Origin of the sequence: Paludibacter propionicigenes WB4 (genome assembly GCF_000183135.1) — a bacterium.
Taxonomy (GTDB): Bacteria; Bacteroidota; Bacteroidia; order Bacteroidales; family Paludibacteraceae; genus Paludibacter; species Paludibacter propionicigenes.
The window spans coordinates 2,108,295-2,133,721 of the sequence record NC_014734.1; the positions used below are offsets into that span (position 1 = coordinate 2,108,295).

At 38.4% G+C, this 25,427-nt stretch carries 19 protein-coding genes; 10 read left to right on the top strand and 9 right to left on the bottom strand.

Going from position 1 to position 25,427, the window contains the following annotated elements; all coding sequences use genetic code 11:
- Positions 1–161 precede the first annotated feature (161 nt).
- The 8 genes from PALPR_RS15390 to PALPR_RS08810 all read right to left on the bottom strand — a co-directional run bounded on the left by PALPR_RS15390 (position 162) and on the right by PALPR_RS08810 (position 10,836).
- Positions 162–785 (bottom strand): hypothetical protein, encoded by a 624-nt coding sequence (locus tag PALPR_RS15390; RefSeq protein WP_013445263.1) that lies wholly within the window; start codon positions 783–785, stop codon positions 162–164.
- A 27-nt stretch (positions 786–812) separates the two neighbouring features.
- Entirely contained in the window at positions 813–2,960 is a 2,148-nt protein-coding gene (locus PALPR_RS08780) for a TonB-dependent receptor (RefSeq protein ID WP_013445264.1), read from the bottom strand.
- A gap of 721 nt (positions 2,961–3,681) precedes the next feature.
- The gene (locus PALPR_RS08785) at positions 3,682–4,857 is read right to left on the bottom strand and encodes an MFS transporter (RefSeq protein ID WP_013445266.1); all 1,176 of its coding nucleotides are present in this window, start codon (positions 4,855–4,857) and stop codon (positions 3,682–3,684) included.
- Between the two features lie 117 nt (positions 4,858–4,974).
- Positions 4,975–6,210, bottom strand: coding sequence for a glycosyltransferase family 87 protein (locus PALPR_RS08790; RefSeq protein WP_013445267.1), 1,236 nt, complete (start codon positions 6,208–6,210; stop codon positions 4,975–4,977).
- A gap of 293 nt (positions 6,211–6,503) precedes the next feature.
- On the bottom strand, positions 6,504–7,607 hold the full coding sequence (locus PALPR_RS08795) for a glycosyltransferase family protein (RefSeq protein ID WP_013445268.1): 1,104 nt from the start codon (positions 7,605–7,607) through the stop codon (positions 6,504–6,506).
- 42 nt (positions 7,608–7,649) lie between these two features.
- Positions 7,650–8,504: a UDP-2,3-diacylglucosamine diphosphatase gene (locus PALPR_RS08800; RefSeq protein WP_013445269.1), complete on the bottom strand. Its 855-nt coding sequence runs from the start codon at positions 8,502–8,504 to the stop codon at positions 7,650–7,652.
- 150 nt (positions 8,505–8,654) lie between these two features.
- Entirely contained in the window at positions 8,655–9,467 is an 813-nt protein-coding gene (locus tag PALPR_RS08805; RefSeq protein ID WP_013445270.1) for a phosphate ABC transporter substrate-binding protein, read from the bottom strand.
- 58 nt (positions 9,468–9,525) lie between these two features.
- Positions 9,526–10,836 carry a porin family protein gene (locus PALPR_RS08810; protein ID WP_013445271.1) on the bottom strand — a complete coding sequence of 437 codons (1,311 nt, stop codon included), beginning with the start codon at positions 10,834–10,836 and terminating at the stop codon, positions 9,526–9,528.
- 266 nt (positions 10,837–11,102) lie between these two features.
- Between PALPR_RS08810 and pstC the strand changes: the two genes are divergently transcribed.
- The 8 genes from pstC to PALPR_RS08850 all read left to right on the top strand — a co-directional run bounded on the left by pstC (position 11,103) and on the right by PALPR_RS08850 (position 19,924).
- Positions 11,103–12,293 (top strand): phosphate ABC transporter permease subunit PstC, encoded by a 1,191-nt coding sequence (pstC, locus tag PALPR_RS08815; protein ID WP_013445272.1) that lies wholly within the window; start codon positions 11,103–11,105, stop codon positions 12,291–12,293.
- Positions 12,294–12,297: 4 nt separating this feature from the next.
- The gene (gene pstA, locus PALPR_RS08820) at positions 12,298–13,185 is read left to right on the top strand and encodes a phosphate ABC transporter permease PstA (RefSeq protein ID WP_013445273.1); all 888 of its coding nucleotides are present in this window, start codon (positions 12,298–12,300) and stop codon (positions 13,183–13,185) included.
- 78 nt (positions 13,186–13,263) lie between these two features.
- A complete protein-coding gene (gene pstB, locus PALPR_RS08825) occupies positions 13,264–14,016 on the top strand; it encodes a phosphate ABC transporter ATP-binding protein PstB (RefSeq protein WP_013445274.1) in 753 nt (250 codons plus the stop codon).
- A 155-nt stretch (positions 14,017–14,171) separates the two neighbouring features.
- Positions 14,172–14,837, top strand: coding sequence for a phosphate signaling complex protein PhoU (phoU, locus tag PALPR_RS08830; RefSeq protein ID WP_013445275.1), 666 nt, complete (start codon positions 14,172–14,174; stop codon positions 14,835–14,837).
- A 177-nt stretch (positions 14,838–15,014) separates the two neighbouring features.
- A complete protein-coding gene (locus PALPR_RS08835; RefSeq protein ID WP_013445276.1) occupies positions 15,015–15,704 on the top strand; it encodes a response regulator transcription factor in 690 nt (229 codons plus the stop codon).
- 56 nt (positions 15,705–15,760) lie between these two features.
- Complete coding sequence (locus PALPR_RS08840; protein WP_013445277.1) at positions 15,761–17,488, top strand: ATP-binding protein; 1,728 nt, start codon at positions 15,761–15,763, stop codon at positions 17,486–17,488.
- A gap of 161 nt (positions 17,489–17,649) precedes the next feature.
- Positions 17,650–18,561, top strand: coding sequence for a hypothetical protein (locus tag PALPR_RS08845; RefSeq protein WP_013445278.1), 912 nt, complete (start codon positions 17,650–17,652; stop codon positions 18,559–18,561).
- A 121-nt stretch (positions 18,562–18,682) separates the two neighbouring features.
- A complete protein-coding gene (locus tag PALPR_RS08850; protein WP_013445279.1) occupies positions 18,683–19,924 on the top strand; it encodes an MFS transporter in 1,242 nt (413 codons plus the stop codon).
- 55 nt (positions 19,925–19,979) lie between these two features.
- Here PALPR_RS08850 and PALPR_RS15395 read toward each other — a convergent pair whose 3' ends face one another.
- Positions 19,980–21,212 (bottom strand): OmpA family protein, encoded by a 1,233-nt coding sequence (locus PALPR_RS15395; protein ID WP_013445280.1) that lies wholly within the window; start codon positions 21,210–21,212, stop codon positions 19,980–19,982.
- Positions 21,213–21,509: 297 nt separating this feature from the next.
- Here PALPR_RS15395 and PALPR_RS08860 point away from each other — a divergent pair, with 297 nt between their 5' ends.
- Complete coding sequence (locus tag PALPR_RS08860) at positions 21,510–23,669, top strand: elongation factor G (RefSeq protein WP_013445281.1); 2,160 nt, start codon at positions 21,510–21,512, stop codon at positions 23,667–23,669.
- A 108-nt stretch (positions 23,670–23,777) separates the two neighbouring features.
- Positions 23,778–25,418, top strand: a complete 1,641-nt coding sequence (locus PALPR_RS08865; protein WP_013445282.1) for a glycoside hydrolase family 9 protein — start codon at positions 23,778–23,780, stop codon at positions 25,416–25,418.
- Positions 25,419–25,427: the final 9 nt, after the last annotated feature.

The window sequence follows — 25,427 nt, forward strand, 5'->3', positions numbered from 1 at the left end:
AATAACCACTCGGTCATTAAAATTTTGCGCAAGTATAGGCAAAAGAGCCATTTATATAGCAAAACACGATAAAATAAGTCCCGATTTGTAACCTTATTATAACATCGCTGCTAGGGTGGCTACTAATCGGAGCTTAAATTGATATCGGCAAAAGAATGACTTTATTTTTTACTCAATGCAAAAACTACCCAACTTTTTCCCCATGTAGGTGTCAGCAACATTGAATCCTGCGCTGCAAACAGAGCTGAAGCTTTCTCTATGTCTTTCGGAAAGTTATCGTACGTTTGTTGGAGATACTTTGCCATGTCATTTTTAAATAAAGCAGACAGAATAATAGCTCTGGGATTATTCGGGTTTATTGCCAACGCTGTTGCGTACGCACTGACTATTTCTCCCGAGTACTTCGGTCCATTGATTTGAGGATCAAGAGCCATAAGCGCATAAAGTCTCAATCCTTTCAATGTAAAAAACTCCGATTTATCAATATCTTTCAATTCAGAAAATTTATTCAAATAAGTTTCGGCTTCGGCAAGATATTTAGTTTTTTTGTCAACATCCGGAGTAACCAAAGATAACTGAATATCCACATAAGCCAGATAATAAGTTGCAAGTGACAACTGAGGCTGAGCTAACAAGAACCTTTCAAGTTGGCTCCTGACTTGAATATAGTCAGAAACACGCTGTGCCTTGTTTACATTTTGAACCACAGGCGCAAAATCCTGTGCAGAAAGAACAATCGAGAACAATAATAATAAGCTGGTCAAAAAACATTTAATTGATTTCATTTTAATTGGATTTTAAATATTAATAATTTAGAAATTTGAAACATCGTAAGCTGTTTTTCCACTGAGAGTGATAAATATTCCTATGTAGAAGAAATGTTTACTGGGGTCGGTCACTGGCGTTTTCACATACCTATCCGGATTAGTTGCATCATTAGCAAAATTGTAATTATAGGTATTTTGTCGTCCAAGCAGATTGGTTGCAGAAGTATAAATAATCACCTTCTGACTCACCAGATAGGTAAGACTCAGATCCACACTATTATAAAATCCGGTAGTCGAATTCATAACACCGCTTTTTGACGGATCATGGTATGGTCTGCCACTGGCGAATCTATTGGTCACGCCCAAAATACTTTTCAATGCAGGTATATTATACTTTATCGAAACAGTAGCATTGTGAATAGTAGCATATTGAGGGGTTGATAGCTCGGTATAGTCCAGGTACTTCCTTTTAGACAGATTGAAAGAATAGGCAAGCATATATTCAAAACCCTTGAACAGTGCCCTGTCATTAAAGAACAAATCCAGCCCTTTACTATAACCATATCCGTCCGACGTGAGTGCAGTTGATTGTTGCAGTACAAGATCATTGTATTTTTTATAATAAGTTTCAGCTCTATAAACTTTATTTTTTGTTTCGTAGTAAACACCACCTACATATTGCATACAATTCTCGGTACGTAAATTACTATTTGTCAGCAAAAATTTATTGTCCGGAAGTTGGGTATACTGACCCACAACTCCCGAAAAGTGAACTCCATTCATATTATAAGTTAGAGACAAACGCGGATTTGACCTCCACATACTATTGATGCTTGTATATTCCACTCTGTCCGATAACTCCGCATAGAGATTGGAATTAATGTTGAAAATGGCGGATGCAAATAATGCACTGATTGAATGATTTATTGAGTCCGTATGAACGGTTGAAGCATAAAAATAAGCAATATCGTTATGTCGGAAGAAATTTTCGATGCCAAAGTTCAATCGGAGAAAATCTGTAAAACGTTTGCTCACTTTAGTTTTTAAATGAATTTCCCATTCCTTGTTTCGATACGAATCGGTTGCAAGTAGCGCATCATCTACATGCTGATTTTTGAGAGAAAATGCGGCACCGGCAAAAATCTTATAACCCGATTCCGTGGTTTTCTGAAAAGTAGAATTCAGATAAAAATTATCATCGTCGAACGCTAAATTTCTTGTAGGTTGGTTCATTGATGAAGCTATATGCTGAATAAAAGAAGTTTTATCGTATCCTACAAAGGTTTTGAAAACAGTAGTCTGATTTGGATTGAACCGAATTTGTCCACTTCCTGAGAAAAGCTGATATGGTTTTACCCAGTCATATGTGTTAGGTACAATGGAATAATATGGCTTGAGGTTTTGATAATCGAGATTCAAAGAAACCGATCCTTTTTCGAATGCGCGGGTTCCACCTCCGCTAAACCCAACTGAAGAGGCGTTTACTCCAATTTTGGTGATCGGACTAACATCTTTGGTATTGAGCGCTAACACACTCGAAAGCCCCTGAGCATATTCTGATGAGCTGGCACCGGTTGAAAAGTTGATTCCTTCAAACATAAAAGGTGAATAACGACCGCGAACCGGCATATTATCGCTGGTGGCTGTATAAGGTGAGAGTACGTGCATTTCATCAATGTACGTTTGGGATTCATTACTATCGCCTCCCCGAATAAACAACTTACCGCTTTCACCAACCATTTGTGCGCCCGGCAGCGTCCGCAACGAATGATACAAGTCCCCAGTAGATCCGGCTGTAGTGACAATATCAACAGCAGACATTTTTCCAAACTGGCTATTCCCTTTTACCCTGAAGTTACCTGCAGAAACCACTACATTATCCAATGTAATGTTATCCGGCTTCATATTCAGTACCAGTGATGTTGATTTTTTATCCGAGATTTGTGTATTGAATTCGGCATAGCCAAGCATTCGAACACACAAGGTCATTTCACTCTGTTTATTGGTAGTAAAACTAAAGTTCCCTAACGAGTCGGTAGAAGCACCATCAATGGTTCCTTTTATAAAAACATTGGCATTGGACAGCGGTCTAGATTGTTCATTAAGCACCTTCCCTTCCACCTTAAACTGTTGAGCAAAACAGCTCAATACTCCCACATAAAAGAGTAATAAAAATAGAAACATCTTCTTCATTTGTTGTTGCATTAAAATTTTCATGCTGCAAACGTATATGAAAGAAATTAGACCGGAAAAGAACTGGGATGTATTGTGAAACTATGTGACAGAAAGACTATCAGCAGGGATGAGTGGCTAAAAACAGGGACGAATGGCTAAGTCTGATTTGACTGGATACGGTACAATTGGGTGTATTGGGAAGACCCATAAAATGATAACAGTAAGATTAAAAACTGTAATACAAAGAAAAGAGACAAAGCTCTGTTGGAACTTTGTCTCTTTTCGTGTTAAAACAAGCGTTGAAACGATTTGCGTATACTTTTAATTTCTTGTCATCAGTAATAATTCATTTTTTAGCCTTAGAGATTATACTTTCTAAAAATCTCCAGTCGGGTGGGACATTTACAAATAACAGAGTTACCAAAAATCATTCTGTATTCGCAAGATTCATCATGACAATTTACAAATAGAGTGTCTCCAGATAAAAATCTGTCGATTTTCACATTCAGGCAGGAAGATTTCCCGTCTTTCAAGCAACAGAAATCGTTGCTGCATTCTGTTTTTCGCTTAATACTTTCATCTACGACCTTTTTCATTTGAGTAAATATTCATTAATACTTTCCAAACAAAGAATCACTAGGCGAATATACGTATTATTTTCTACATGAATATATTTTTGTCGTTTTTATTGCTACTTAATCGTTATAAACAAGAGAATTAACTTCATTTTTAAATGTAATTACTCCGCTTCGGATAGCGAGTACTTTTTAAATCGGCGATTTTTAGTAAAAGCAATAAAAAAAGCAAAACTAACAAACACTGTAAGCAGTATAAAGCTCAAATGCAGAGACCTGAAATCAGCCACAAAGCCTAACATCACGGGACCAACAAGAAAACCAATATTAGAAGTAGCTGCAATAAATGATACCCCATCGGCAGTCTGTATTCCCTCCACCTGTGAGGCCAATCTGTATACTTCCGGCACAACCACCGAGAAGCCAAGACCTACAACAAAAAAACCAAAAATGGAAACAATCGGATTAAGAATTAACACGAGCAAAAATCCGACTATTCCCGTCAGAATTGAATATGTTATCAATCTCCAGGAGCCGAACTTCTGGCTTAAAGAATCACCGGTAAAACGCCCAATCATCATTGCAAATGAAAAAGCTGCGTATGCCAGGCCAACATATTGCATGTCCAGAAAGATAATTTTTTTCATATATAAAGCGCTCCAGTCCGCAATTGCTCCTTCGGAGACCATCGTCACAAGCCCGATAACAGCTATTGCGTATAATGGTTTTAAGTTAGTCTTGTGTCGCTTTTCCTGCTCTACAACTTCGCCTTTACGATTATAATAGAATGATTTGAATCTCAAATGAATAATCAGGATAATTGCAACGAGAATGGATATATGCAAAATCGGATTGTGCAAAAGGACAGCAAAAAAACTACCTGTAGCAGCACCTAACATGCCCCCGATACTCCAAAAAGCATGGCTTCTTGACATTATATAAATCTTATCTTGCTTTTCAATGGTGGCAGTTAATGAATTTAGCGATATAGCAAAAGATGAGCCTGCCATTCCGAACAGAAACAAACTAACGCACAAAGCTGTGTAACTTCCGGCAAGAAAGGGACCGTAAAAAGCAACTATGTAAGCAATCAATGCAAAAAATGCGTATCGCCCTACTCCTACTTTATCAACAAAATGCCTACAGATACGAATCATGACAAAGGCACCCAGAGCTGAAAAAAATATTGCTTTACCTATTCTTCCTTCTGAAATTCCTAGCTTTTCGGCTACTTGTGGAATATAAGTAACCCATGTGCTGAAAATCAGACTAAAACAGGAGTAAAGAAAAGCAGAAGCAAAGTATTTTTTGTTTTGGTAGAAAAATTTTATTGAATTCATTAAGAACGACATTAAATGGGGAGCAAAATTACCCTATTCCAATTAAACTTCCAAGATTTAAGCGTACTTTATACACTTTTAATCAGAGCCACAAGCCTACATGTACTTTTCATTAACTCAGCGAATAAATCCCGTTAAAAATCTGGCTAAAAACGGTGTAGATTCAAGAGTTACTTTCGCTTCACTCACAGAGCTTAACTGCCTTGCCGAAAAATCGCGGGTACAAAGCTCATAGCACAGTTTAAGCCACACCAACGTACAGGGTAAAGCTTTCAGCGCATATGGTTTTATCAAAGTCTTCCGTATAATGTGGGGAAAAATATCTGTCGGTGACAGGCTGGTAATCACAAACACAAAGATGAGAAGAGCCAAATCCCATTTACCACGTTTCCAGGGTGCAGCTGTATACCAGATAGCCACTCCTATCAAAGGGGTAATATAACCACTAGACTCACTACCGGTACTGAACAGAACGACAAAAAGCAAAACTGATGCCAGTATAAAATACCGAAATGAGAGGTTAGCATATTGCTTAATACGTAAATATGGAAGAGCAAAAAGCACCATGCCAACAGCAATAATATAAGAATCGGAGTAAGTAGCTATTCCTGATATTTTCCGTATCATCCCCAACAGCGAAACGTTTTGATGAATCGCAAACATATTGGAGTCGTTTTTTTCAGACAACACACGAAGCCAGTCCACATATTGCCCCAACACGTATGACGGAGATGAGATCAGCATTGGCAAAACAAAAAATACAACAGACCACATCAGCAAACTACCGATAAATTTGGTTTTGTGTTTCGAAAAAAAGAAAAATGCCAAACCAACTATACTATACAGTTTTACAAATACTCCCAACATTATGAAAAAAGCTGCCCAACTATCTTTTTCTTTTTCTATAAACAGAAACGAAAACAGTATACAGGCTGCTATTGCAATGTTGAATTGTTGCATATAAAGAGCTGTCAGTAACTCGTTGGCACAAAACCAATAAATAAATAAAGTATTTGCTCCAGGCAGTTTTTTTACTGCAAAATATAGAATTGCACTCAATGCCACAAGCCATAAGAACATTCCCTGCCAAACAGGCGGTAGCGAAAAAGGCGCAATGATAGTACTAAAAAAAACTCCATAATGATTTAAATCATCATACTCGGCAGGATATGCTACATAAAGTGGTAATTTATGAATAGTATGCCAAAATACTCCCCGAAAGATCATGAAATTATTCCCATCCTTGAACATTGCAAGCACTGGCAAAATCAGTAGCCACAAAAAGATATGTGTTTTTGAACTTTTGAAAAAAGGATGTGAGATAATTTTTTTCAACCAAGCAGGTACATTCATTACTAAATTTTTAATTCTGTTTAAAATTTTGACACGTTATGATAGAACTAATTTAAGCTCCTCTACCTTATTTTTTATTACCAAAAAGCAAGTTCGTTTTTAAAAGCCACAAAAGTACAAAAAACATTCAGTCGGGACAACTTACAGTATGTACAGGAAGCAGCGGGTTCAGTCTATAATGCAGTATAGATTTCACTTTCAGACTAGCAAAAATAAAAAAGCCGTCTCCGGCAGATGAAGACAGCTTCTTACAATGAAAGAAAAGGTTAGGTTACACAAATTAAAGACAATTACTAAAGCGTCGCAAATATATTTGATTCTTCGTATTCAAGTCGGGTAAGTTCGAATAGAAAAAATGATTCTGCATTTTGTGTCCAGGATCTGAATTCCTGACTTCTGGTGTATTGCGGCACAAAACCAAGCAGTAAATCCAGATCAAATTCATTGGCCGCCACGCCCGCACCTGAACTAATGGCATCAATCACATTACATTCTTGCTCAATATGGGTAGGCACCATTAATACCGGTTTTTGCATGTACATCGCTTCACACACCGATTCGAAACCGCCTGTAGTGGCATAAGCCTTACAACCGGCCATTTTTTCCAGAAAAAGTATATCACTTAGTTGATGCATAGTTAACGCAGGAGTGAGACTTTCAGTCTTTTGTACATTCTTCTTATCCCAAAAGAAATGAAGCGGCTGGTCAGGATTTTCAGTACTCCATGCAGCGAGTTCCTTCGCATAGCCACTGTTGAGCATATATCCGTGAATATAATCGCCGCTTGTAATTTCTTTCCGAAGCACTTCTTCACGAAGAAGCGGTGGCACAATAGTTATATTGCCATAATATAAGCTATTTTCTCTGCGGAATGACAATGCTAATATTTTATACGCATTCAGAGCCGTAAGGCGCGAGTAAAAGTTCAACAATCTAAATTGTTTCTTATTTTCGCCCGTGTACCGAAAATCGGGAGTTAGAAAATAATACTGATGAGCCACGTTTATCATGGGTGGCTTTGGATTAAAAATTCCATAAGTTGCACCACACATCAGTTCGTAGAAATTGACAACCACATCGGGTTCATAAGTTTTTATTGCACGCCGAATTGTCAACAAGCTACTGATATAAACCGGCAACAGTAATACATTATAAAGAATACTTATAATTAATGGTGACTGCTTACCTTTAGGTGTGGGCAGAAAATTCGGACTCTGAAACTGTATAACTTCATTCTCAATCTTTCTGGTAAAAAAGTCGGGCAATGTGCGTTTGGCACTACAACCAACCAACACAGCCACCACTTCATGACCATTTTTTTCAAGCATCGATTTTAAACTTAAAGCTTGAGTAAAATGGCCTCTGCCCTCACCTTGCACTACAAACAAGTATTTCATATTATTGCTTTTCTTTTTGGCGTCTCTGATTGAAACCACACATTAAAAAAACGGATTAAAGAAATTATTTGAGAAAGCTACTTTCATTGGATTCTTTGATCCGGCAGGAAATTCAATGACTTCCATAGCTTGTTTTGGTTGCTCTTTGGTGGCATCGGTATGCATATAAACCTCCCATGTTCCATCTTCATGTTCCAACAGTGCCGACATACTTTCCACCCAATCACCGGAGTTCAGGTAGTGAATACCATCGATCATTCTGTCGGCTGGTTGGTGAATGTGTCCGCAAATAATACCATCTGCATGTCGTGATCTTGCAAGTGAAACAAGCTCATTTTCATAATTGGAAATATAGGAGACAGCGGATTTCACTTTCTGCTTAATACTCTGCGAAAGTGAGAAATATGGTAATCCTCTTTTAGCCCGATTTTTATTGTAAATTCGGTTAAGCCATAACAATAATGTATAGCCAACATCGCCAAGTTTGGCCAACCACACCATTTTAGAGGTAACATTATCAAATATATCGCCATGTACCACATAATAGCGTTTGCCGTTTTTCACGTGCATATAATCTTTCACGATATTGATGTTGGCAAATGACAGCGGTGCAATATAGTCAATGAAATCATCATGATTACCACGAACATAGATTACCTTAGTATTGTGGTTCTCCATCATTTTCATGATAATTTTGAAGAAGTCGGTATGTTCTTTCTTCCACTTTCCTTTTCCGCCTTTTTGCAGATGCCATCCATCAATAATATCGCCGTTAAGAATAAGAGTATCACAATTTACCGTGCGTAGAAATTCCGCCAGTTCAGCGGTTTTAGAATGTTCTGTTCCGAGGTGCACGTCGGAGATAACAATTGTAGGATAAAATTTTTGATTGTACATAAGGTCTTTTTTTATTTGCAAAGTAACTGCTGTAATATTGCAGTGTTACAACAGCGACATTAAATTGCTGTTAAACTACAACTTAAAACAAGAAGTGCTGTTAGAACTAATTCCAACAGCACTTTTTAGTGACCAATACTTAAATGTAAATTACATTTTCAATGGAACATAACCTACTTTTTCTACTATTTTTTGTCCTTCGGCAGATAGTATGAAACCTACAAAAGGAGAAAATTTAGCTTCGCTTTTCTTGTCATAGTAGAAATACAATGGACGTACAATCGGATATGTTTTATTCACTGCATTTGCCAATGATGGTTCAACAAAGTTTTTACCATCAAATGAAACGTGAAGTGCCTTCACTGTTTTGTTTAAATAAGCCAATCCTACATAACCAATTGCACCTTTTGTTTGGCTAACCGATTGGATAATAGCTCCGGTAGCAGGCATACTTAGGATTGAGCTCATATAGTTTTTGTTCAACAATACGTGTTCTTTGAAGAATTCGTATGTACCTGAACTTGTTTCGCGTGAGTAAGGAACAATTTTCAAATCTTCACCACCTACTTGTTTCCAGTTAGTGATTTTACCTGTAAATATACCTTCGAGTTGAGCACGTGTCAATTTAGAAACTCCGTTTGAAGGATTTACCACTACTGCTAATGCATCGTAAGCAATGATCTTAGTTGCAAGAGTTTTTCCACCATCCTGATACTTCACTTTTTCATCGAATTTCATAGCACGTGAGGCCATCGCTATGTCAGTAGTTCCTTCGATAAGCGCAGAGATTCCGACACCACTACCACCACCAATCACTGTAACCGATTTACCGGTTTTTTTCATAAACTGTTCTGCTTCTTTCTGTGCTAAAGGTAAAACCGTGTCACTACCTTTAACTTTCTGAGCGTAAAACGATGGAGCAATTGCGCAAACCATCATAACTGATAAAATAAGTTTTTTCATTTTCTGTTGTTTTATTTTTTATTTGTCACTTGTAAGTATTTACCTGTAACTTTTTTTATTAGAATTTATATTGAAGACGAACTGTTACCAAATTGTCTTTTGCATCATTTATAAAACCTTTTAAGCTTGTTTTTTCATTAGAAACAATATCATAATAAGCCATTAAACGAACATTATTATTCAATCGATACAAATAACCCAGACCTAATGTAGAATAAGCTATATCTGCTTTACCTGCCTTATTAGCAACACTTACTTGACGTCCTGAAATATCTGTGTTAGGATCGTACCAATCGTATTTAACCACGATAGAGTGTTTTGTTCCGGCTATATCCTGAACGAAGTTAACATAACCTCCCTGGAATTTACGAATATATGTATCATAAGCTACACCAGATGCAGTAGGATCAAAACCATTAAGACTTGCCGAACTTCCTGCAGCACCCGGTTGCTTTCCTTGTATGAATTCTGCACGGATAGAGCTAAGACCCAGGTCTGAAGCAATGCTAAACTGACCATCTACTCCAAAATATGAACGATCAGCAAATGAACTAAGATTTGAAGCTGTGTTATTAAGAACAAATGCTCCGTTTGACATTGTATAAACATTGGCATTAGTTTGAAGAACGTATCCTGAGTACATAGAAACACCAAAACCATATTTCATGTTAGCTTCAGCCTTGTTATAAGTTAAGTGAGCTGCAAAGTCTTTCTTGCTCTTGTAATCTTTACTAATAGCATTACCTGAAAGCAATCCTGCTTCTAATTTCAACACATTCCATGGAGATGTTTTTGGAGCTTGGATAGTCAACATTGTACCAAGATCTTTTTCATCCGGGAATAACATTTGAGTAATACGGCTACGTTCAGGTGATTCAAGTTTAGAAGAAGAATAAGCAACTTCGTATCCGAACGGACGATCAAAAACCCCACCTTTAATAGCGAAAGTATTCACCCATGGATCAAGTATATTCAAATAAAGATCTTTAGTTTTCAATCCGCTTTCAGAAATATCAAATTCTATTACTGCCTGGCAACCGAAATCTTCGTAAGTAGCTTTTAAACGACCACGACGTACTCCAAAACGGTTATAACTGCCTGTACCAACTTCCGGGAAGTTTTTTGAAATACCATTCTTCATGTCATTTGATTTGTTTCCAAGAGAGTCAAGTTGAGAAGACTGCCATTGAGATTGAATGTACCCGCTGAATTTCAGTTTCTTCAATTGAAGTAAAACATCTTCAACTGATGTAATGCGTTGATCAAGGACATTAAGTGAATCCACTTTTTCTTCTTGAGCGAAAGCAACTGTTGAGCAAATAAGACCCAAAACAATTACCAAACTTTTTAGAGTAACTTTAATTTTCATTTTTTATTTTTAAATTTAGTTTCGTTTGATTTTTCATGGTGCAAAGAAACTGCGACCAGATTACAGTGTTTTGTCAAATACATTACATTATTGTTACAAATAAAAAATCGGTTTCTTAATGTGTAAATTGCTGAAAAACATACAATAATATTAAGCGAAAGAAAACTTCAACGAAATATGTATTGTAACATTTTTGTAACACTGCTTTAATTTCATCTTAATATGAAAGCTATTCCTTTGCATTGATTTTAAAAACAAAGCACAACGTGAAACGATTCTTAGAAAAATTAGTAGAAGGAGCATTATTGATTAGCGGAAGCATAACCAGTATCACTATTTTGTTGATAATAATTTTCTTATTCAAAGAAGCCTCAGGGTTATTCAATAGTCCGGTTGTGGAAGAAGGATATGTATTGGCATTCAATAAAGCGAATCCGGTAAAAAAACTAAGTTCTTATCAAATAAAAGAAATATTTGATGGAAAAATAACAAACTGGGACGAAGTCGGAGGTAAAGAAGAACCCATAGAATTAGTCCGCCTGAGTGACTTAACCAAGTACTACACTGAGGAAGAGTTGGGTGCTAATTTTGAAAATATCCCGGCAAAAGCCAGCGAACTGACCGCAAAACATCCCGGCATCATATTGTTTTTACCTAAAAATTACGTAGCCAAAAACTTCAATGGTACATTGCTGAAACATGAAACCCTGAAACCCGGCGATTTTTTTGGCGGAAAAGAATGGTATCCTACAGCATCACCATCTCCTCAATATGGATTATTACCGTTACTACTTGGTACAATTTGGGTGAGCCTCGGAGCCATATTGCTATCCTTGCCGTTTGGCATCGCCGTTGCTGTTTACTTGGCTGAAATTGCCACCATGCGGGTTCGAAATATATTAAAGCCGATTATCGAATTACTTGCCGGAATACCTTCGGTAGTCTATGGGTTCTTTGGTTTGGTGGTTATTGTTCCTTTTCTACAAAAACTATTTCATTTGCCTGTAGGCGAAACGGCTTTAGCCGGAAGTGTTGTTTTGGGAATCATGGCATTGCCAACTATCATAACCGTGGCAGAAGATGCCATGCGTACCGTACCAAGAGCTATGAAAGAAGCCAGTCTGGCTTTAGGAGCCACACACTGGCAGACCATTTATAAAGTAATAATCCCTTACGCTAAATCTGGAATCACTTCTGCAGCTGTATTAGGAATCGGACGAGCCATTGGTGAAACCATGGCAGTATTAATGGTAACAGGTAATGCTGCCGTTATACCTCATACTTTGTTGGAACCTGTTAGAACCATTCCTGCTACCATTGCCGCAGAACTTGGTGAAGTTTCAGCCGGAAGCGGACACTATCAGGCCTTATTTATGCTCGGTGTAATTTTATTTATTATCACCATGATTATCAGTATTAGTATAGAGTTTATTGGCAAAAAGAAATATAGCAACTAAAATTATGACACCTATTATAAATTCGGGAAGAACCGACAATAAAAAACGTTTATCGCAAGCCGTAGCGTTTACCATTTTTAAACTGATGAGCTATTCGGTTGTTCTAATTTTATTTCTAATTCTTGGTTTTATCGTCACCAAAGGAATTGGCGTGATTAGTTGGGATTTTCTGACTAAAGCCCCCGAAGAAGGTATGACCAAAGGTGGAATATTCCCTGCTATTGTAGGAACGCTCTGCTTGGTTTTGGGAAGTAGCGTATTCAGTTTCCCTATCGGAATCATGTCGGGTATTTATATGAACGAATATGCAGCCGGAAATAAATTTGCCACTTTTGTGCGCATTATGACTAACAACCTGAGTGGTGTTCCGTCAGTTGTTTTCGGGCTTTTCGGGATGTCGCTCTTTGTAAACACTATGAAATTCGGCGATTCTATCTTAGCCGGCTCGCTCACATTGGGATTACTTTCACTCCCATTAGTAATTCGTACCACCGAAGAATCGTTGAAAGCCATAGACAAATCGTACCGCGAAGGAAGCTTGGCACTCGGTGCTACAAAGCTTCAAACTATCCGAAAAGTAATTATGCCAATGGCATTTCCAAATATCATTACCGGATTAATTTTGTCGATAGGTCGTGTTTCGGGCGAAACTGCTCCAATTCTGTTCACGGTTGCAGCTTATTTCTTGCCCAAATTACCAACCAGTATTTTCGATCAGGTAATGGCGTTACCATACCATTTATACGTTATTTCAACCAGTGGAACCGACATTAACTCAAGCCGAGGCATTGCTTATGGAACTGCGTTGGTACTTATTGTCATTGTATTGATTGTAAATCTACTGGCCAATTTCTTACGAAGCTATTTTGCAAAAAAAGTAAAAACGAATTAAAAACAGTCAAAAAACATAAGTCAACGGTCAAAAGAAAGACCTGAGACATGGGACTTTGAACATCAGACATAAAAAAACATGCTAACCATTGATGCAAAAAACGTTGATTTTTACTACAGTGATTTTCACGCACTGAAAAACATCAACTTCGAAGTAGAAAAAAACAAAGTTGTGGCCTTGATCGGACCTTCGGGTTGTGGTAAGTCAACTTTCCTACGTTTAATAAACCGTATGAACGACCTGATTGACGGAACACGCATGACAGGAACCGTATTGGTAGAAGGTAAAGATATTTACGCCCCCAACATTCATGTCGACGAATTGCGCAAAGAAGTAGGAATGGTTTTTCAAAAGCCAAATCCATTTCCAAAATCAATTTTCGAGAACGTTGCGTATGGTCTCCGGGTTAATGGTATAAAGGATAGCACTTTTATTGAAGAACGTGTTATTGAGTCCATTAAATCGGCAGCTTTGTGGGACGAGGTAAAAGATAAATTGAATAAATCGGCATTTGCTCTTTCGGGAGGTCAACAACAGCGACTTTGCATTGCCCGCGCATTGGCAATTTCGCCTAAAGTGGTGCTTATGGATGAACCGGCTTCGGCTCTCGATCCGATTTCTACCGCCAAAGTTGAAGAATTGATTCATGAACTGAAAAAAGATTACACCATTATTATCGTTACACACAACATGCAGCAGGCATCTCGTGTTAGTGATAAAACAGCTTATTTCTATCTGGGGGAACTGATTGAATACGACGAAACAACAAAAATATTCACCAATCCAACCGAGCATTCAACACAAAATTATATCACCGGAAGGTTTGGTTGATATGAACTCCTAAAGACCCCTAACCCCGTTCGACTAAGCTCACGCCGAAGCCTAAAGGGGAATAAGAAATATTAGAATTGACTTATAAAATCTACATTAAGAACTTGATCTTTATTCCCCTTTAGGGGTTGGGGTCAACAATAAGAATAAAGAATATGACACACTTAGAACAAGAACTGATAACGCTCAAACAAGACGTTACCGAAATGTGGAAACTGGTTATTTCTCAGGTTAGCAATTCGGGCGAAGCCATTCTGTCGTTCGATAAAGAATTGGCAAAGAAAGTATCGATGCGCGAAAAAAAAGTAGATGCATACGAGCTCAAAATAGACCGGTTTTGCGAAAATGTAATCGCGCTTTACCAACCTGTGGCAGTCGACTTACGTTTTGTGCTTGCTGTGTTGAAAATCAACTCTAACCTGGAACGTATTGCTGACTTTGCCTACGGGATTTCGGGCGTGTTGATTGCCAATCCTTCTGTCATTCTCGATGCCGAAATCATTTCCGAAACTAACTTGCGGTTAATGATCGATCAGGTAACCAAAATGTTGACACAAGGTCTTGAAGCTTTCGAAAACGAAAAATCTGATATTGCCTCGGCTATTTTCAGCGAAGATTATCAGGTAGACGAAATTAATATCGATGCTGCACGTATTATTGCGGACTATATTCAGCGTAACCCCGACAGGGCTTTTGAGTGCCTGCAATTGGTAAGTGCATTCCGCAAGTTGGAGCGCATTGGAGACCACTGCAGCAACATAGCCGAAGAAATTTTCTTCTACGTGGACGCCAAGGTGCTGAAGCATTCTCCGAAGGAATAATTTCTGATATCATTTGTCTTTCTAAAGCGGTAAATCAACAATTGATTTGCCGCTTTGCATTTATTTTAAAGTAATTACGCTAGATTTAAAATTTTGTAATACTTTTGTAACAGTTATTACACAGCTCCGAAATATACAATTAGTTTCTTTGTAACATAATATTAATACAAGAAAAGTATGAATCCTTATCGTATTTTGGTAGTAGACGACGAAGAAGACTTGTGTGAAATTCTTCAATTTAATCTGGAAACTGAAGGTTATCTGGTGGATGTAGCTTATTCGGCTGAAGAAGCACTAAAAAAAGACATTAGCATCTATAATTTACTTTTGCTTGATGTAATGATGGGAGAAGTTTCAGGGTTCAAAATGGCTCGCATACTCAGGGAAAACCCTAAGATGGCAAACATCCCAATCATTTTTCTTACGGCAAAAGACTCCGAAACAGACAGACTCACAGGGTTTAATATAGGTGCTGACGACTATATCTCCAAACCATTTTCTATTCGCGAAGTGCTTGCACGCGTGAAAGCCGTTATCCGCAGGGCAGACACCAATAAAGTTGAAGCTGCTCCGACATTGGTGCTGAGTTACGAGAAACTTGAAATGTCATTGGAAAACAAAAAAGTAATGCTCGAGGGAGTTGAAGTTCCATTCACTAAAAAGGAATTCGAAATACTGAAGCTTTTTCTGGGAAACAAAAACCGTGTTTTTTCACGCGATGAAATGTTGTCCAGAGTCTGGAGCGATGAAGTCATTGTACTCGACCGCACAATCGATGTAAACATTACCCGACTGCGCAAAAAAATTGGTCCATACGGAAAAAATATCGTGACACGATTGGGCTATGGATATTGTTTCGAGGAATAAAAATCAGTTATCAGTGAACTGTTAGCAGCAAACAGCTCAACAAATAAGCAATTTCTATGACTTTAAACCGCCGCCTTTTCCTGTACTTTTTCAGCATCTTTTTTTTGATGCTGGCTATTATCTGTTTCTTTCAGTACGAGCGCGAAAAAGAGTTCCGCACCGAGCAGCTTGACCAACAACTCAGCACTTACAATTTCACCATTTTCCGGTTTATCAAAGAGCAAAAACCAAACTGGGAAATGCTGGAAGAATATGTTCATCTATTCCCCGACACCGCGCTGCGCGTGACCGTTATTGATACTACAGGAGTTGTGATCTTCGATTCCTCAGTCAAAAAAGGCACAAAGTTGGGCAACCACCTGAACCGCCCGGAAATAGAAATGTCCGCTTATACCGAGAACGGAAAAGCCATACGTCACTCCGTTTCTACCGGAAAAGATTATTATTATCTGGCTCACAAATTCCCAGCAAGCTATATCCGCAGTGCTTTGCCCTACAACGTCAGCCTGGTGAGTATGCTCAAGGCCAATACTTTCTTCCTGTACTTTATGGGGTTGGTATTAATCTTCGCCGTACTTGCACTCTATCTTATTTCCCGAAACTTCACCAGATCCATCGACCGATTGCGCATATTTACCCAGAAGGCTGAAAAGGAAGAGTTTCTGGACACAGATATTGAGTTCCCGAATGATGAACTGGGTGAAATCAGTAAGAATATCGTGAAACTATATAAACTCCAGTTGCAGACCAAAGTAGAAGTAAATAATGAACGGGAAAAACTCATTAAACACCTTCAGATTTCGCAGGAGGGACTTGGAATTTTCTCATCGGAGAAAAAAGAAACACTTGCTAATTCGCACTTTATTCAATACACAAATATAATTTCCGATCAACAATGTGAAACATCCGACCAGATATTTTCATTACCTGAATTTGCCGAATTAAATGAGTTTATTGATAAAAGTCTGTTGAATAATCAGCTGAATCGTAAACGATTGACCGTTGAAAAAGGAGGTCGGGTTTTTGCTGTACAGTGCATTGTATTCCAAGATGATACTTTCGAAATTTCTATAAATGACATTACCGTTCAGGAACACGAAAACGAATTGAAAAGGCATCTTACGCAAAATATTTCGCATGAGCTCAAAACTCCTGTAAGCAGCATATTGGGTTACATGGAAAGCATTCTCGAAAACCCGGACATGGACACCGAGCGTCAACGCTTTTTTGTGGATCGGTCATTTCAGCAAGCGCAACGCCTTAGAGACTTATTGCAGGATATCTCTACGCTGAATAAAATGGATGAAGGTCAACGTCTGTTCCAAAAAGAACCATGCAATATTTCGGATGTCATTTCGGATGTTTTGAATGACGTTCACCTCCAAATAGAGCAAAAAGAATGTAAGGTTATACAAAGCTTCCAGCCGAATACTCAAATACTAGGCAACCGCTCACTTCTATATTCCATCTTCCGCAATCTGATGGACAATACGTTGAATTATGCCGGCGAAAAACTTACCATCGAAATTAGTTGCTACCGGGAAGATGAACAATTCTACTATTTTTCGTTTAGCGATAATGGTGTAGGGGTCGCCGAAGAACACTTAAACAGACTGTTTGAACGTTTTTATCGGGTTGATAAAGGACGTAGCAGAAAGCAGGGTGGAACCGGACTAGGATTAGCAATTGTGAAAAATGCTGTCATTTACCATCGGGGAACTATCTCTGCTAAGCGGGTTCCTTCGGGTGGACTAAGCTTTATTTTTTCTCTTCGTAAATTCTAGGCTACAAAAAACGGCTTATCCATTCGCCTGTTTCTCATCATTTGCCTATAAATTTCACAGTATTTTGAATTAAATCGTAGATTTTTAGTTATTTATGTACTTTTCTAGATGGTTATTCAAAAAAATAAATAACTTTGCGAAAACTAATTTTGCATGCGCTTATGAAAAAAACTCTACTCTTCTTTGGAATGGTTGTATTTTCAGCATGTGTTAGCGCGCAAACAACCATCTTTTCAGAAACTTTCGGTACTACCAAAACTACAAGAGGAAACTGCCCCACAGTTATCCTAGGTACCACAGAAACCGGCAAATACGATCCATTAAAAAACGAGCAATATACAGATCATGATTGGTTCCCCAATTCACACGTCTGGAATAATGGCATTGCTTACTCACAAACTTCAGCAGTAACCTCTTCTGTAGGTGCGTGCGATAATGCCGGAACCAGTTTGAATATTCGTGCAGATTACCCATCAAATATGATCGGCTCAAGTGGAAACGGAAACTTGTCATTTTGCGCCAATACTGCCAATTCATTCACCATTAGCGGCATAAACACACAAAACTATAAAAACATCGTGATTTCATTCGCGATTTTGGGGTTGAATAATGCCGATGCTATGCAATTAAGACTTCAGTACGATAATGGTGAAGGCTTTACTGACATTGGACAAAACCAAATAGGTAGCCTAAGCACTGTAGGTCTGAACTGGCTTCAGGTGAATAACATAATCCTTCCGGCAGGATCCATATTCAGTCTGAAATTTTCTACACCAATCACCAATCCGCTAAATAAAAATAATCCTGTTGAAATAAGAATAGATGATATTAAAATTACCGGAACCGCTATTACTACATCTGAGGATGATCTGTTTTTGGCTAATAATCACAAGGTTGTAGTTTCCAATCCTACCATTACGCTCGAAGGATTTACAAGTGGAGATATAGAAATCTATACTTTCCAGGGGAAAAGAGTATTCTTCTCTGAGTTCAAAGAAACCATCCAACCCCAATTATCAAAAGGGTTGTACATCATCAGAATTGGTAATTTCAGACAAAAAATAAGTTGGTAGAAAGCTTACATTACATTCTCATTAAATATCCGGAATACCACACTTTGTAGTACTCCGGATTTTTTATATCAAAATAAAATTCCCTACTTTTGTCTTTCATAAAAATAAGGAGAACAATCCCATGCAATTATTCCGAAATAAATGGACGGCACTTTTTCTGAGCAACTTCCTGGGAATTTTCAATGATAATTTTCTGAAACACTGCATTATTTTCATAGCCGTAGGTTGGTCGTTACCACACTGGCTGACAAGATCTCAACTGATATCCATGGTGTCGGCATCGCTGATTGTTCCTTATCTTTTTCTTTCGCCCCTAGCTGGTCGGCTTGCAGTTATTTATTCAAAAAAAGCTGTTTTTAGAATTTGTAAATTCATCGAAATACCTACACTTGTACTTGCCTGTGTGGCTTTCTATTTTCAGTGGGTAATGTTGGCTGTGCTTACTGTATTACTAATGGGCATTTTGAGCTGTATGTACTCTCCATCCAAATACAGTCTGATTCGTGATATTGGTGGAGAACAGGGAGTATCATTCGGTAGCGGAGTGTTCGAAATGATGGCTTTTCTTGGTATTTTGGTGGGAACTGTGAGCGCATCCATTGTTTCAGATACATATAATCAAACAGTCGTCTTTTCCATACTCATTGGATTAGCGCTGATTGGATATATTGTTACAAGAACAATAAAAGCAAAAGAATTACCTGAAAATAGAGACGAAATCGGAACATTAAATCCTATCCGTTTTCTAGTGGATTCGTTTCGCTTTGCGCGACAGCATAAAAATGTAAATAGTGCTGTTTTAGGAGCTTCGGCATTTTGGCTTATCGGCGGTATGCTACAAATGAATTTGCTTATTCACTGCAAAAACGTTTACCACGCTTCGAATACTACCACCGGCATAGTGATGGCTTGCGCTGCCATCGGTATTGCATCGGGCTGCTGGGCTGCAGGAAAAATATCCGGTAAAGAAGTGAAAAGAGGTCTGATATTAATCGGTATAACCGGTATGAGTCTACTTTTTCTCATTCTTACCGTTTTTCATCTAAATCTTATCGTTTTTGTAATTTGCGTGTTTAGTGTCGCTTTTATGGGTGGCATTTTTCAAATTCCCTGTTTGTCAATGTTGCAAAACTCCGATCTGGGTCGTAAACTTGGCGATATGATAGCATACCTCAATTTAGTTACCTTTGTGTTTGTTCTTCTTGGAACATTGCTGTTTTCTATCACTACATACCTCACCTCTGAGAATAGCTTCGCTGTATTTGCTGTTATTTTGGTTATTTGCCTGCTCGTAACCATTTACTTTCTGCGCAAATCACCCGAATATCTATCCGAAACAAAGAAAATACTACGTTTGAAATAAAAAAAAGCTTCGGAAAAATCCCGAAGCTTTTTTATTTTTGATTTTAATTTCCTTTTTATTTCTCAATAACCAACTCAGCCCTACGATTCTTGTATCGTCCTTCTTTGGTCTCGTTAGTTGTCTTTGGTTTTTCTTTCCCAAATCCGGCAACATCGATTACTGAAGCTGAAATTCCTTTCGATATCAGATATTTCTTTACTCCGGCAGCTCGTTCTTCTGACAATTTCTTATTGGCTTTATCACCGCCGATATTATCAGTATGTCCCGAAATTAATAGTTTTGACCACGCTTTATTTACTTTAAGTACTAAAGCAACATCATCCAAAATGGCTCTGGATCTTGAACTTAATTCCGATGAGCCAAATTCAAAGTTTACATCCAGAAGCACTGTCAATGCATCTTGATTACTATCGGCAGACACTTTAGCCTGAGGTATATCTTTCAAGTCAGCTTGCAATTTTGCTTTGTCTGCAGCTCTTTCTGCATTTGCAGCTTGTAAGTCCGCCTCCAGCTTTTGGATCTTTGCTTTGTTAGCTGCATTTTCATCCTCAATTGCCTTTAAGCGAACTAGAACAGGATCATTCTTGATATTTGCATCATTGTATTTTAAGATGCTTACGTCACGGATATGCTGCTTATTCTTTGTCCCTAACTTGTATCGTAGTCCTAAAGTCAATGCAGCAGCATCATTTCCGTAAACCATGTCTGAGCCTCCGCTTAAATTCTTACTTGAACTCACCCCACCTAAATCCTCCCGGGTATAATATCTGCGCTGAATTTCAGCCTGTAATGCCCAGGCTTTACTAAGTTTATACTCAAAACTCAATGCACTTGTAAACAGTGGTGACATCAGTTTATGTTTTTCGCCTGTAGCCAAAAACTCATTTGAAAAAAATCCCAGCCCAGCACCCCAAGTGCCATAAACATTGGCTCTACTCCAAAAACCTGTACGTTTCGGCACAAGCAGATTCGTTAGATTTACAGACCCAAAAACACTGAAATCCAACGTATTCCCTTTTGCAACATTCCTGTTGTAGGTAAGATAATCAACACCTCCGCCAAAACCAATCAACGGATTAATAGTGTATTCTACAGCTACACCCGGAAAAGTCCAACCCATATCGTCAATATAGCTATTGACTCCACCTTTAGTCGATGTCGGTGATACGCGATAATAATCTAATCCGACTTTCCCCACTACTGACCAGTGAGATAAAGAGTCCTGCGCTTTAAGACTCTGAGCTAAAACGCATATAACAAGAAACATAACAAGTAAAATTCTTTTCATATTTTATACTTTATTTGTAATGATTATTTATTTGTATTTGTAACAATAAATACTACACATTTGTTTGATTAACACATATCATATACTACAAAAAACAAGATTCAATACAATATTTAACAAACTAATAAACAAAAAACTCAATGCACATTATCGAAGATCGCTGTTGTTTACCAAAATTCTGTTGTAAAACATACAAACTGAAATAGTATTTTAATAGAGATTTCATACATTGCCATACGATTTTTCATTAATAAACAACTATCTTTTTAGTATTAATTCTTTTAATTTTAATGCTGTATGAAAGTATATCAATCGAATGAAATCAAAAACATTTCATTGCTGGGTAGTTCTGGCTCCGGGAAAACCACTCTTGTAGAAGCTATGCTTTACGAGAGTGGAGTTATAAAACGCAGAGGCACCATTGTGAGCCAAAACACTGTTTCCGATTATTTTCCAGTTGAAAAAGAGTACGGTTATACCGTCTTCTCCACCATCATTCAAACTGAATGGCAAGAGAAAAAACTAAACTTCATTGACTGTCCTGGTTCCGATGATTTTATCGGAGGAGTAGTTACTTCACTTAATGTAACCGATACAGCTCTCATTCTGCTTAATACCCAATATGGTGTGGAGGTGGGAACCAATAACCACTTCAGATATACCGAAAAATTCAATAAGCCGGTTATTTTTGTAACCAACCACCTCGATCAGGAAAAAGCCGATTTTGAAAAAACACTTCTCCAACTTAAAGAAACTTTTGGTAATAAAGTAGTTCAAATTCAATACCCTATATCAACAGGTCCTCAGTTTAATGCTGTAGTTGACGTATTGAAAATGAAAATGTATCGTTGGAAACCTGAAGGCGGTGTGCCCGACGTGTTGGAAATTCCTGCAGAAGAAATTGAAAAGGCTCAGGCATTACACAATACATTGGTTGAAGCAGCTGCCGAGCACGATGAAGAATTAATGGAAAAATTCTTCGATCAGGGTTCTCTCAGTGAGGAAGAAATGCGCGTAGGGATCCGCAAAGGTCTTATACATCGTGATATGTTCCCTGTTTTCTGCGTTTGCGCCGGAAAAGACATGTGTGTTCGCCGCTTGATGGAATTTGTTGGAAACGTTTCTCCAAGTGTAAGTCAGACTGAAAAACCTCAAACAGCAGATGGAAAACAGATAGCACCGGACAGTAATGGACCGACCAGTATATATGTATTCAAAACCAGTGTAGAACCGCATATTGGTGAAGTTTCATATTTCAAGGTAATGAGTGGAAAGCTCAAAGAAGGGGATGATTTGATCAACGTAGACAGAGATTCTAAAGAACGCATAAGTCAGATTTTCGCTGTGGCCGGGCAAATCCGGACAAAAGTTGATGAAATAACGGCCGGCGATATCGGAGCTACAGTAAAACTAAAAGATACACGTACCGGCAACACTCTGAATGCCAAAGGATGTGAGTATGACTTCAAGGAAATAAAATATCCGGAACCTAAATTCCGCCGTGCCATCAAAGCTTTGTCTGAAGCCGATGAAGAAAAACTGAGCGAAGTGCTCACACGCATGCACGAAGAAGATCCAACCTGGGTAGTAGAGCAATCCAAGGAATTAAAACAAACAATATTATATGGTCAGGGAGAATTCCATTTACGTACATTAAAGTGGCGTGTAGAGCACAACGACAAAATAATGATTGAGTATAAAGAACCTAAAATACCTTATCGCGAAACCATTACTAAGAATGCACGTGCCGATTATCGTCATAAAAAACAATCGGGGGGATCTGGTCAATTTGGTGAGGTACACATGATTATTGAACCTTATTACGAAGGAATGCCTGCTCCTGACACTTTCCGTTTTAATGGGCAGGAATATAAAATCAGTAACCGCGATACACAGGTGGTAGATTTAGAGTGGGGCGGCAAACTCGTGCTCATCAATAGTATAGTGGGAGGATCTATTGATTTACGATTCTTACCTGCTATCATGAAGGGAATCATGGACCGCATGGAACAAGGCCCTCTTACCGGTTCTTATGCTCGCGATGTACGTGTTATTGTGTACGATGGTAAAATGCACCCGGTAGATTCAAATGAAATATCGTTCCGCCTGGCAGGACGCAATGCTTTTGCACAAGCATTTAAAGAAGCTGGTCCGAAACTATTAGAGCCAATTTACGATGTAGTCGTTCAGGCTCCAACCGACAGACTTGGCGATGTTATGAGCGATCTTCAGGGACGTAGAGCTGTAATTATGGGCATGGAAAGCGAGAAAGGATACGAAAAGCTATCTGCTAAAATTCCATTAAAAGAATTGGGTAGCTATTCTACTACACTGAGTTCACTTACCGGAGGGCGTGCTTCATTCAGTATGAAGTTTGCAAGCTACGAACTCGTTCCAATGGACATTCAGGATAAATTATTGAAAGAATACGAGGCTTCCAAAAAAGAAGAAGAGTAAACTCACACTATTCTTGCTATTCAAAATCAAAGCAGCTATCCGTTCTCCGGTTAGCTGCTCTTTTGAATAAAGTAAAGCTTTATCTTACATTTTACCATTATCTACTTTATGAAAAAAAACATACTTCTCTTTATATTGCTTCTTCCAATACCAGCTCAATCGATAGTTTTGGCAGATGAAACCGCATCAATAAAACTAAATTCATTGGGTTATCTTCCTCAAGCAATAAAAAAGGCAACTGTTACTACTGAAGCAACTGTTTTTCAGATTATAAATTCGCAAACCGGACTCGAAGTTTTTCAAGGGAAACTCAGCGAACCAGTCTACCAAAAAGATGTTGACCAAAAAGTTTGGATTGCAGATTTTTCGCAAGTTACCCAACCGGGGAAATACACATTACAGATTAAAGGCGTTGGAAAATCGTATGAGTTTACCATCGGTTCCGACGTGTACAAAAGTCCTTTTGTAACCTCAATGCGTGCTTTTTATCTTTGGCGTTGTGGAATGGCTGTTCATACTGACTATAAAGGAAATCATTACGAAACAAAAGCTTGTCACCTTGAAGATGGCTGGATGGATTATATCGGAAAACCGAATGAACGACGCGATGGAACCGGTGGTTGGCACGATGCAGGTGATTTTGGAAAATATACTGTAAATGCAGGCGTAACCATGGCTGTTCTTTTTTATGCCTGGGATCATTTCGGAAACAAGCTGAAGAACATTTCTCTCGATATTCCACAAACAGCACCTGGCATGCCTGATTTTTTACAGGAATTGAAATGGGAAACAGATTTTTTATTGAAAATGCAATATAACGATGGTTCAGGTCGTGTTTCACATAAACTTACCCGCAAAGGGTTTGAAGGTTTTGTTATGCCACAAGACGACAAAGAAAAACGTTATTTTACCGAATGGGGATCTGCTGCAACTGCCGATTTCGTTGCAATCATGGCCATGGCAGCGCGCTATTTTAAGCCTTACGATGCTGTTTACGCTCAAAAATGTTTGGATGCAGCAACTGTTAGTTATAACTTCTTACTGGCTAACACTGCAACTAAGAATTTTGTACAAGGTGATTTCTCAACCGGAGGTTATCAAACCGGTGATGCCGATGATCGGTTATGGGCATCAGCCGAAATGTGGGAAACAACAGGCAGTTCCAGGAGTTTAATCGATTTAGAATCACGAATTGAGAAACTAAGAAATTTAGCACAAGAGAATTGGGATTGGGGAAATATAGATAATTTGGGTGTATTTACTTATGCACTTTCTAAACGAGAAGGAAAAAATCCACAGCTTCAGGCTAAAGTAAAACAAGCTATCCTTACTTCAGCAAATCTATTAGTAGAAAAAGCACAAGCTGATGTATACGCTCGTCCTTTGGCAGGTCTTTATTTTTGGGGTTGTAACGGTACCGTTGGTCGTCAGGCGGTGAATTTGCAAGTCGCTAATATTCTTTCACCCAATAAAAAATACACAGAAACCATACTTGATATTATTGCGCATTTATTTGGACGAAATTATTACGGACGCTCTTATGTAACCGGATTGGGTGTAAATCCACCAATGTATCCACACGATCGACGTTCTGCTGCTGATGATATTGAAGCACCTTGGCCTGGTTATTTAGTTGGTGGTGGACATACAGCTACAGATTGGGTGGATAAACAGGCCGATTATTCCCGAAATGAGATAGCTATCAACTGGCAGGCCGGATTAGTATACGCTCTGGCTGGAGGACTCTAAAAAGTTATT

What these genes read in the sequence shown, in the direction of transcription:
- PALPR_RS08850 (WP_013445279.1), top strand. Translation starts at nt 18,683, where the DNA reads ATGCAATTATTCCGAAATAAATGGACGGCACTTTTTCTGAGCAACTTC.
- PALPR_RS08835 (WP_013445276.1), top strand. Translation starts at nt 15,015, where the DNA reads ATGAATCCTTATCGTATTTTGGTAGTAGACGACGAAGAAGACTTGTGT.
- phoU (WP_013445275.1), top strand. Translation starts at nt 14,172, where the DNA reads ATGACACACTTAGAACAAGAACTGATAACGCTCAAACAAGACGTTACC.
- PALPR_RS15395 (WP_013445280.1), bottom strand. Translation starts at nt 21,212, where the DNA reads ATGAAAAGAATTTTACTTGTTATGTTTCTTGTTATATGCGTTTTAGCT.
- PALPR_RS08860 (WP_013445281.1), top strand. Translation starts at nt 21,510, where the DNA reads ATGAAAGTATATCAATCGAATGAAATCAAAAACATTTCATTGCTGGGT.
- PALPR_RS08785 (WP_013445266.1), bottom strand. Translation starts at nt 4,857, where the DNA reads ATGAATTCAATAAAATTTTTCTACCAAAACAAAAAATACTTTGCTTCT.
- PALPR_RS08865 (WP_013445282.1), top strand. Translation starts at nt 23,778, where the DNA reads ATGAAAAAAAACATACTTCTCTTTATATTGCTTCTTCCAATACCAGCT.
- pstA (WP_013445273.1), top strand. Translation starts at nt 12,298, where the DNA reads ATGACACCTATTATAAATTCGGGAAGAACCGACAATAAAAAACGTTTA.
- PALPR_RS08800 (WP_013445269.1), bottom strand. Translation starts at nt 8,504, where the DNA reads ATGTACAATCAAAAATTTTATCCTACAATTGTTATCTCCGACGTGCAC.
- PALPR_RS08790 (WP_013445267.1), bottom strand. Translation starts at nt 6,210, where the DNA reads ATGAATGTACCTGCTTGGTTGAAAAAAATTATCTCACATCCTTTTTTC.
- PALPR_RS08840 (WP_013445277.1), top strand. Translation starts at nt 15,761, where the DNA reads ATGACTTTAAACCGCCGCCTTTTCCTGTACTTTTTCAGCATCTTTTTT.
- PALPR_RS08805 (WP_013445270.1), bottom strand. Translation starts at nt 9,467, where the DNA reads ATGAAAAAACTTATTTTATCAGTTATGATGGTTTGCGCAATTGCTCCA.
- PALPR_RS15390 (WP_013445263.1), bottom strand. Translation starts at nt 785, where the DNA reads ATGAAATCAATTAAATGTTTTTTGACCAGCTTATTATTATTGTTCTCG.
- PALPR_RS08795 (WP_013445268.1), bottom strand. Translation starts at nt 7,607, where the DNA reads ATGAAATACTTGTTTGTAGTGCAAGGTGAGGGCAGAGGCCATTTTACT.
- pstB (WP_013445274.1), top strand. Translation starts at nt 13,264, where the DNA reads ATGCTAACCATTGATGCAAAAAACGTTGATTTTTACTACAGTGATTTT.
- PALPR_RS08780 (WP_013445264.1), bottom strand. Translation starts at nt 2,960, where the DNA reads ATGAAGAAGATGTTTCTATTTTTATTACTCTTTTATGTGGGAGTATTG.
- PALPR_RS08845 (WP_013445278.1), top strand. Translation starts at nt 17,650, where the DNA reads ATGAAAAAAACTCTACTCTTCTTTGGAATGGTTGTATTTTCAGCATGT.
- PALPR_RS08810 (WP_013445271.1), bottom strand. Translation starts at nt 10,836, where the DNA reads ATGAAAATTAAAGTTACTCTAAAAAGTTTGGTAATTGTTTTGGGTCTT.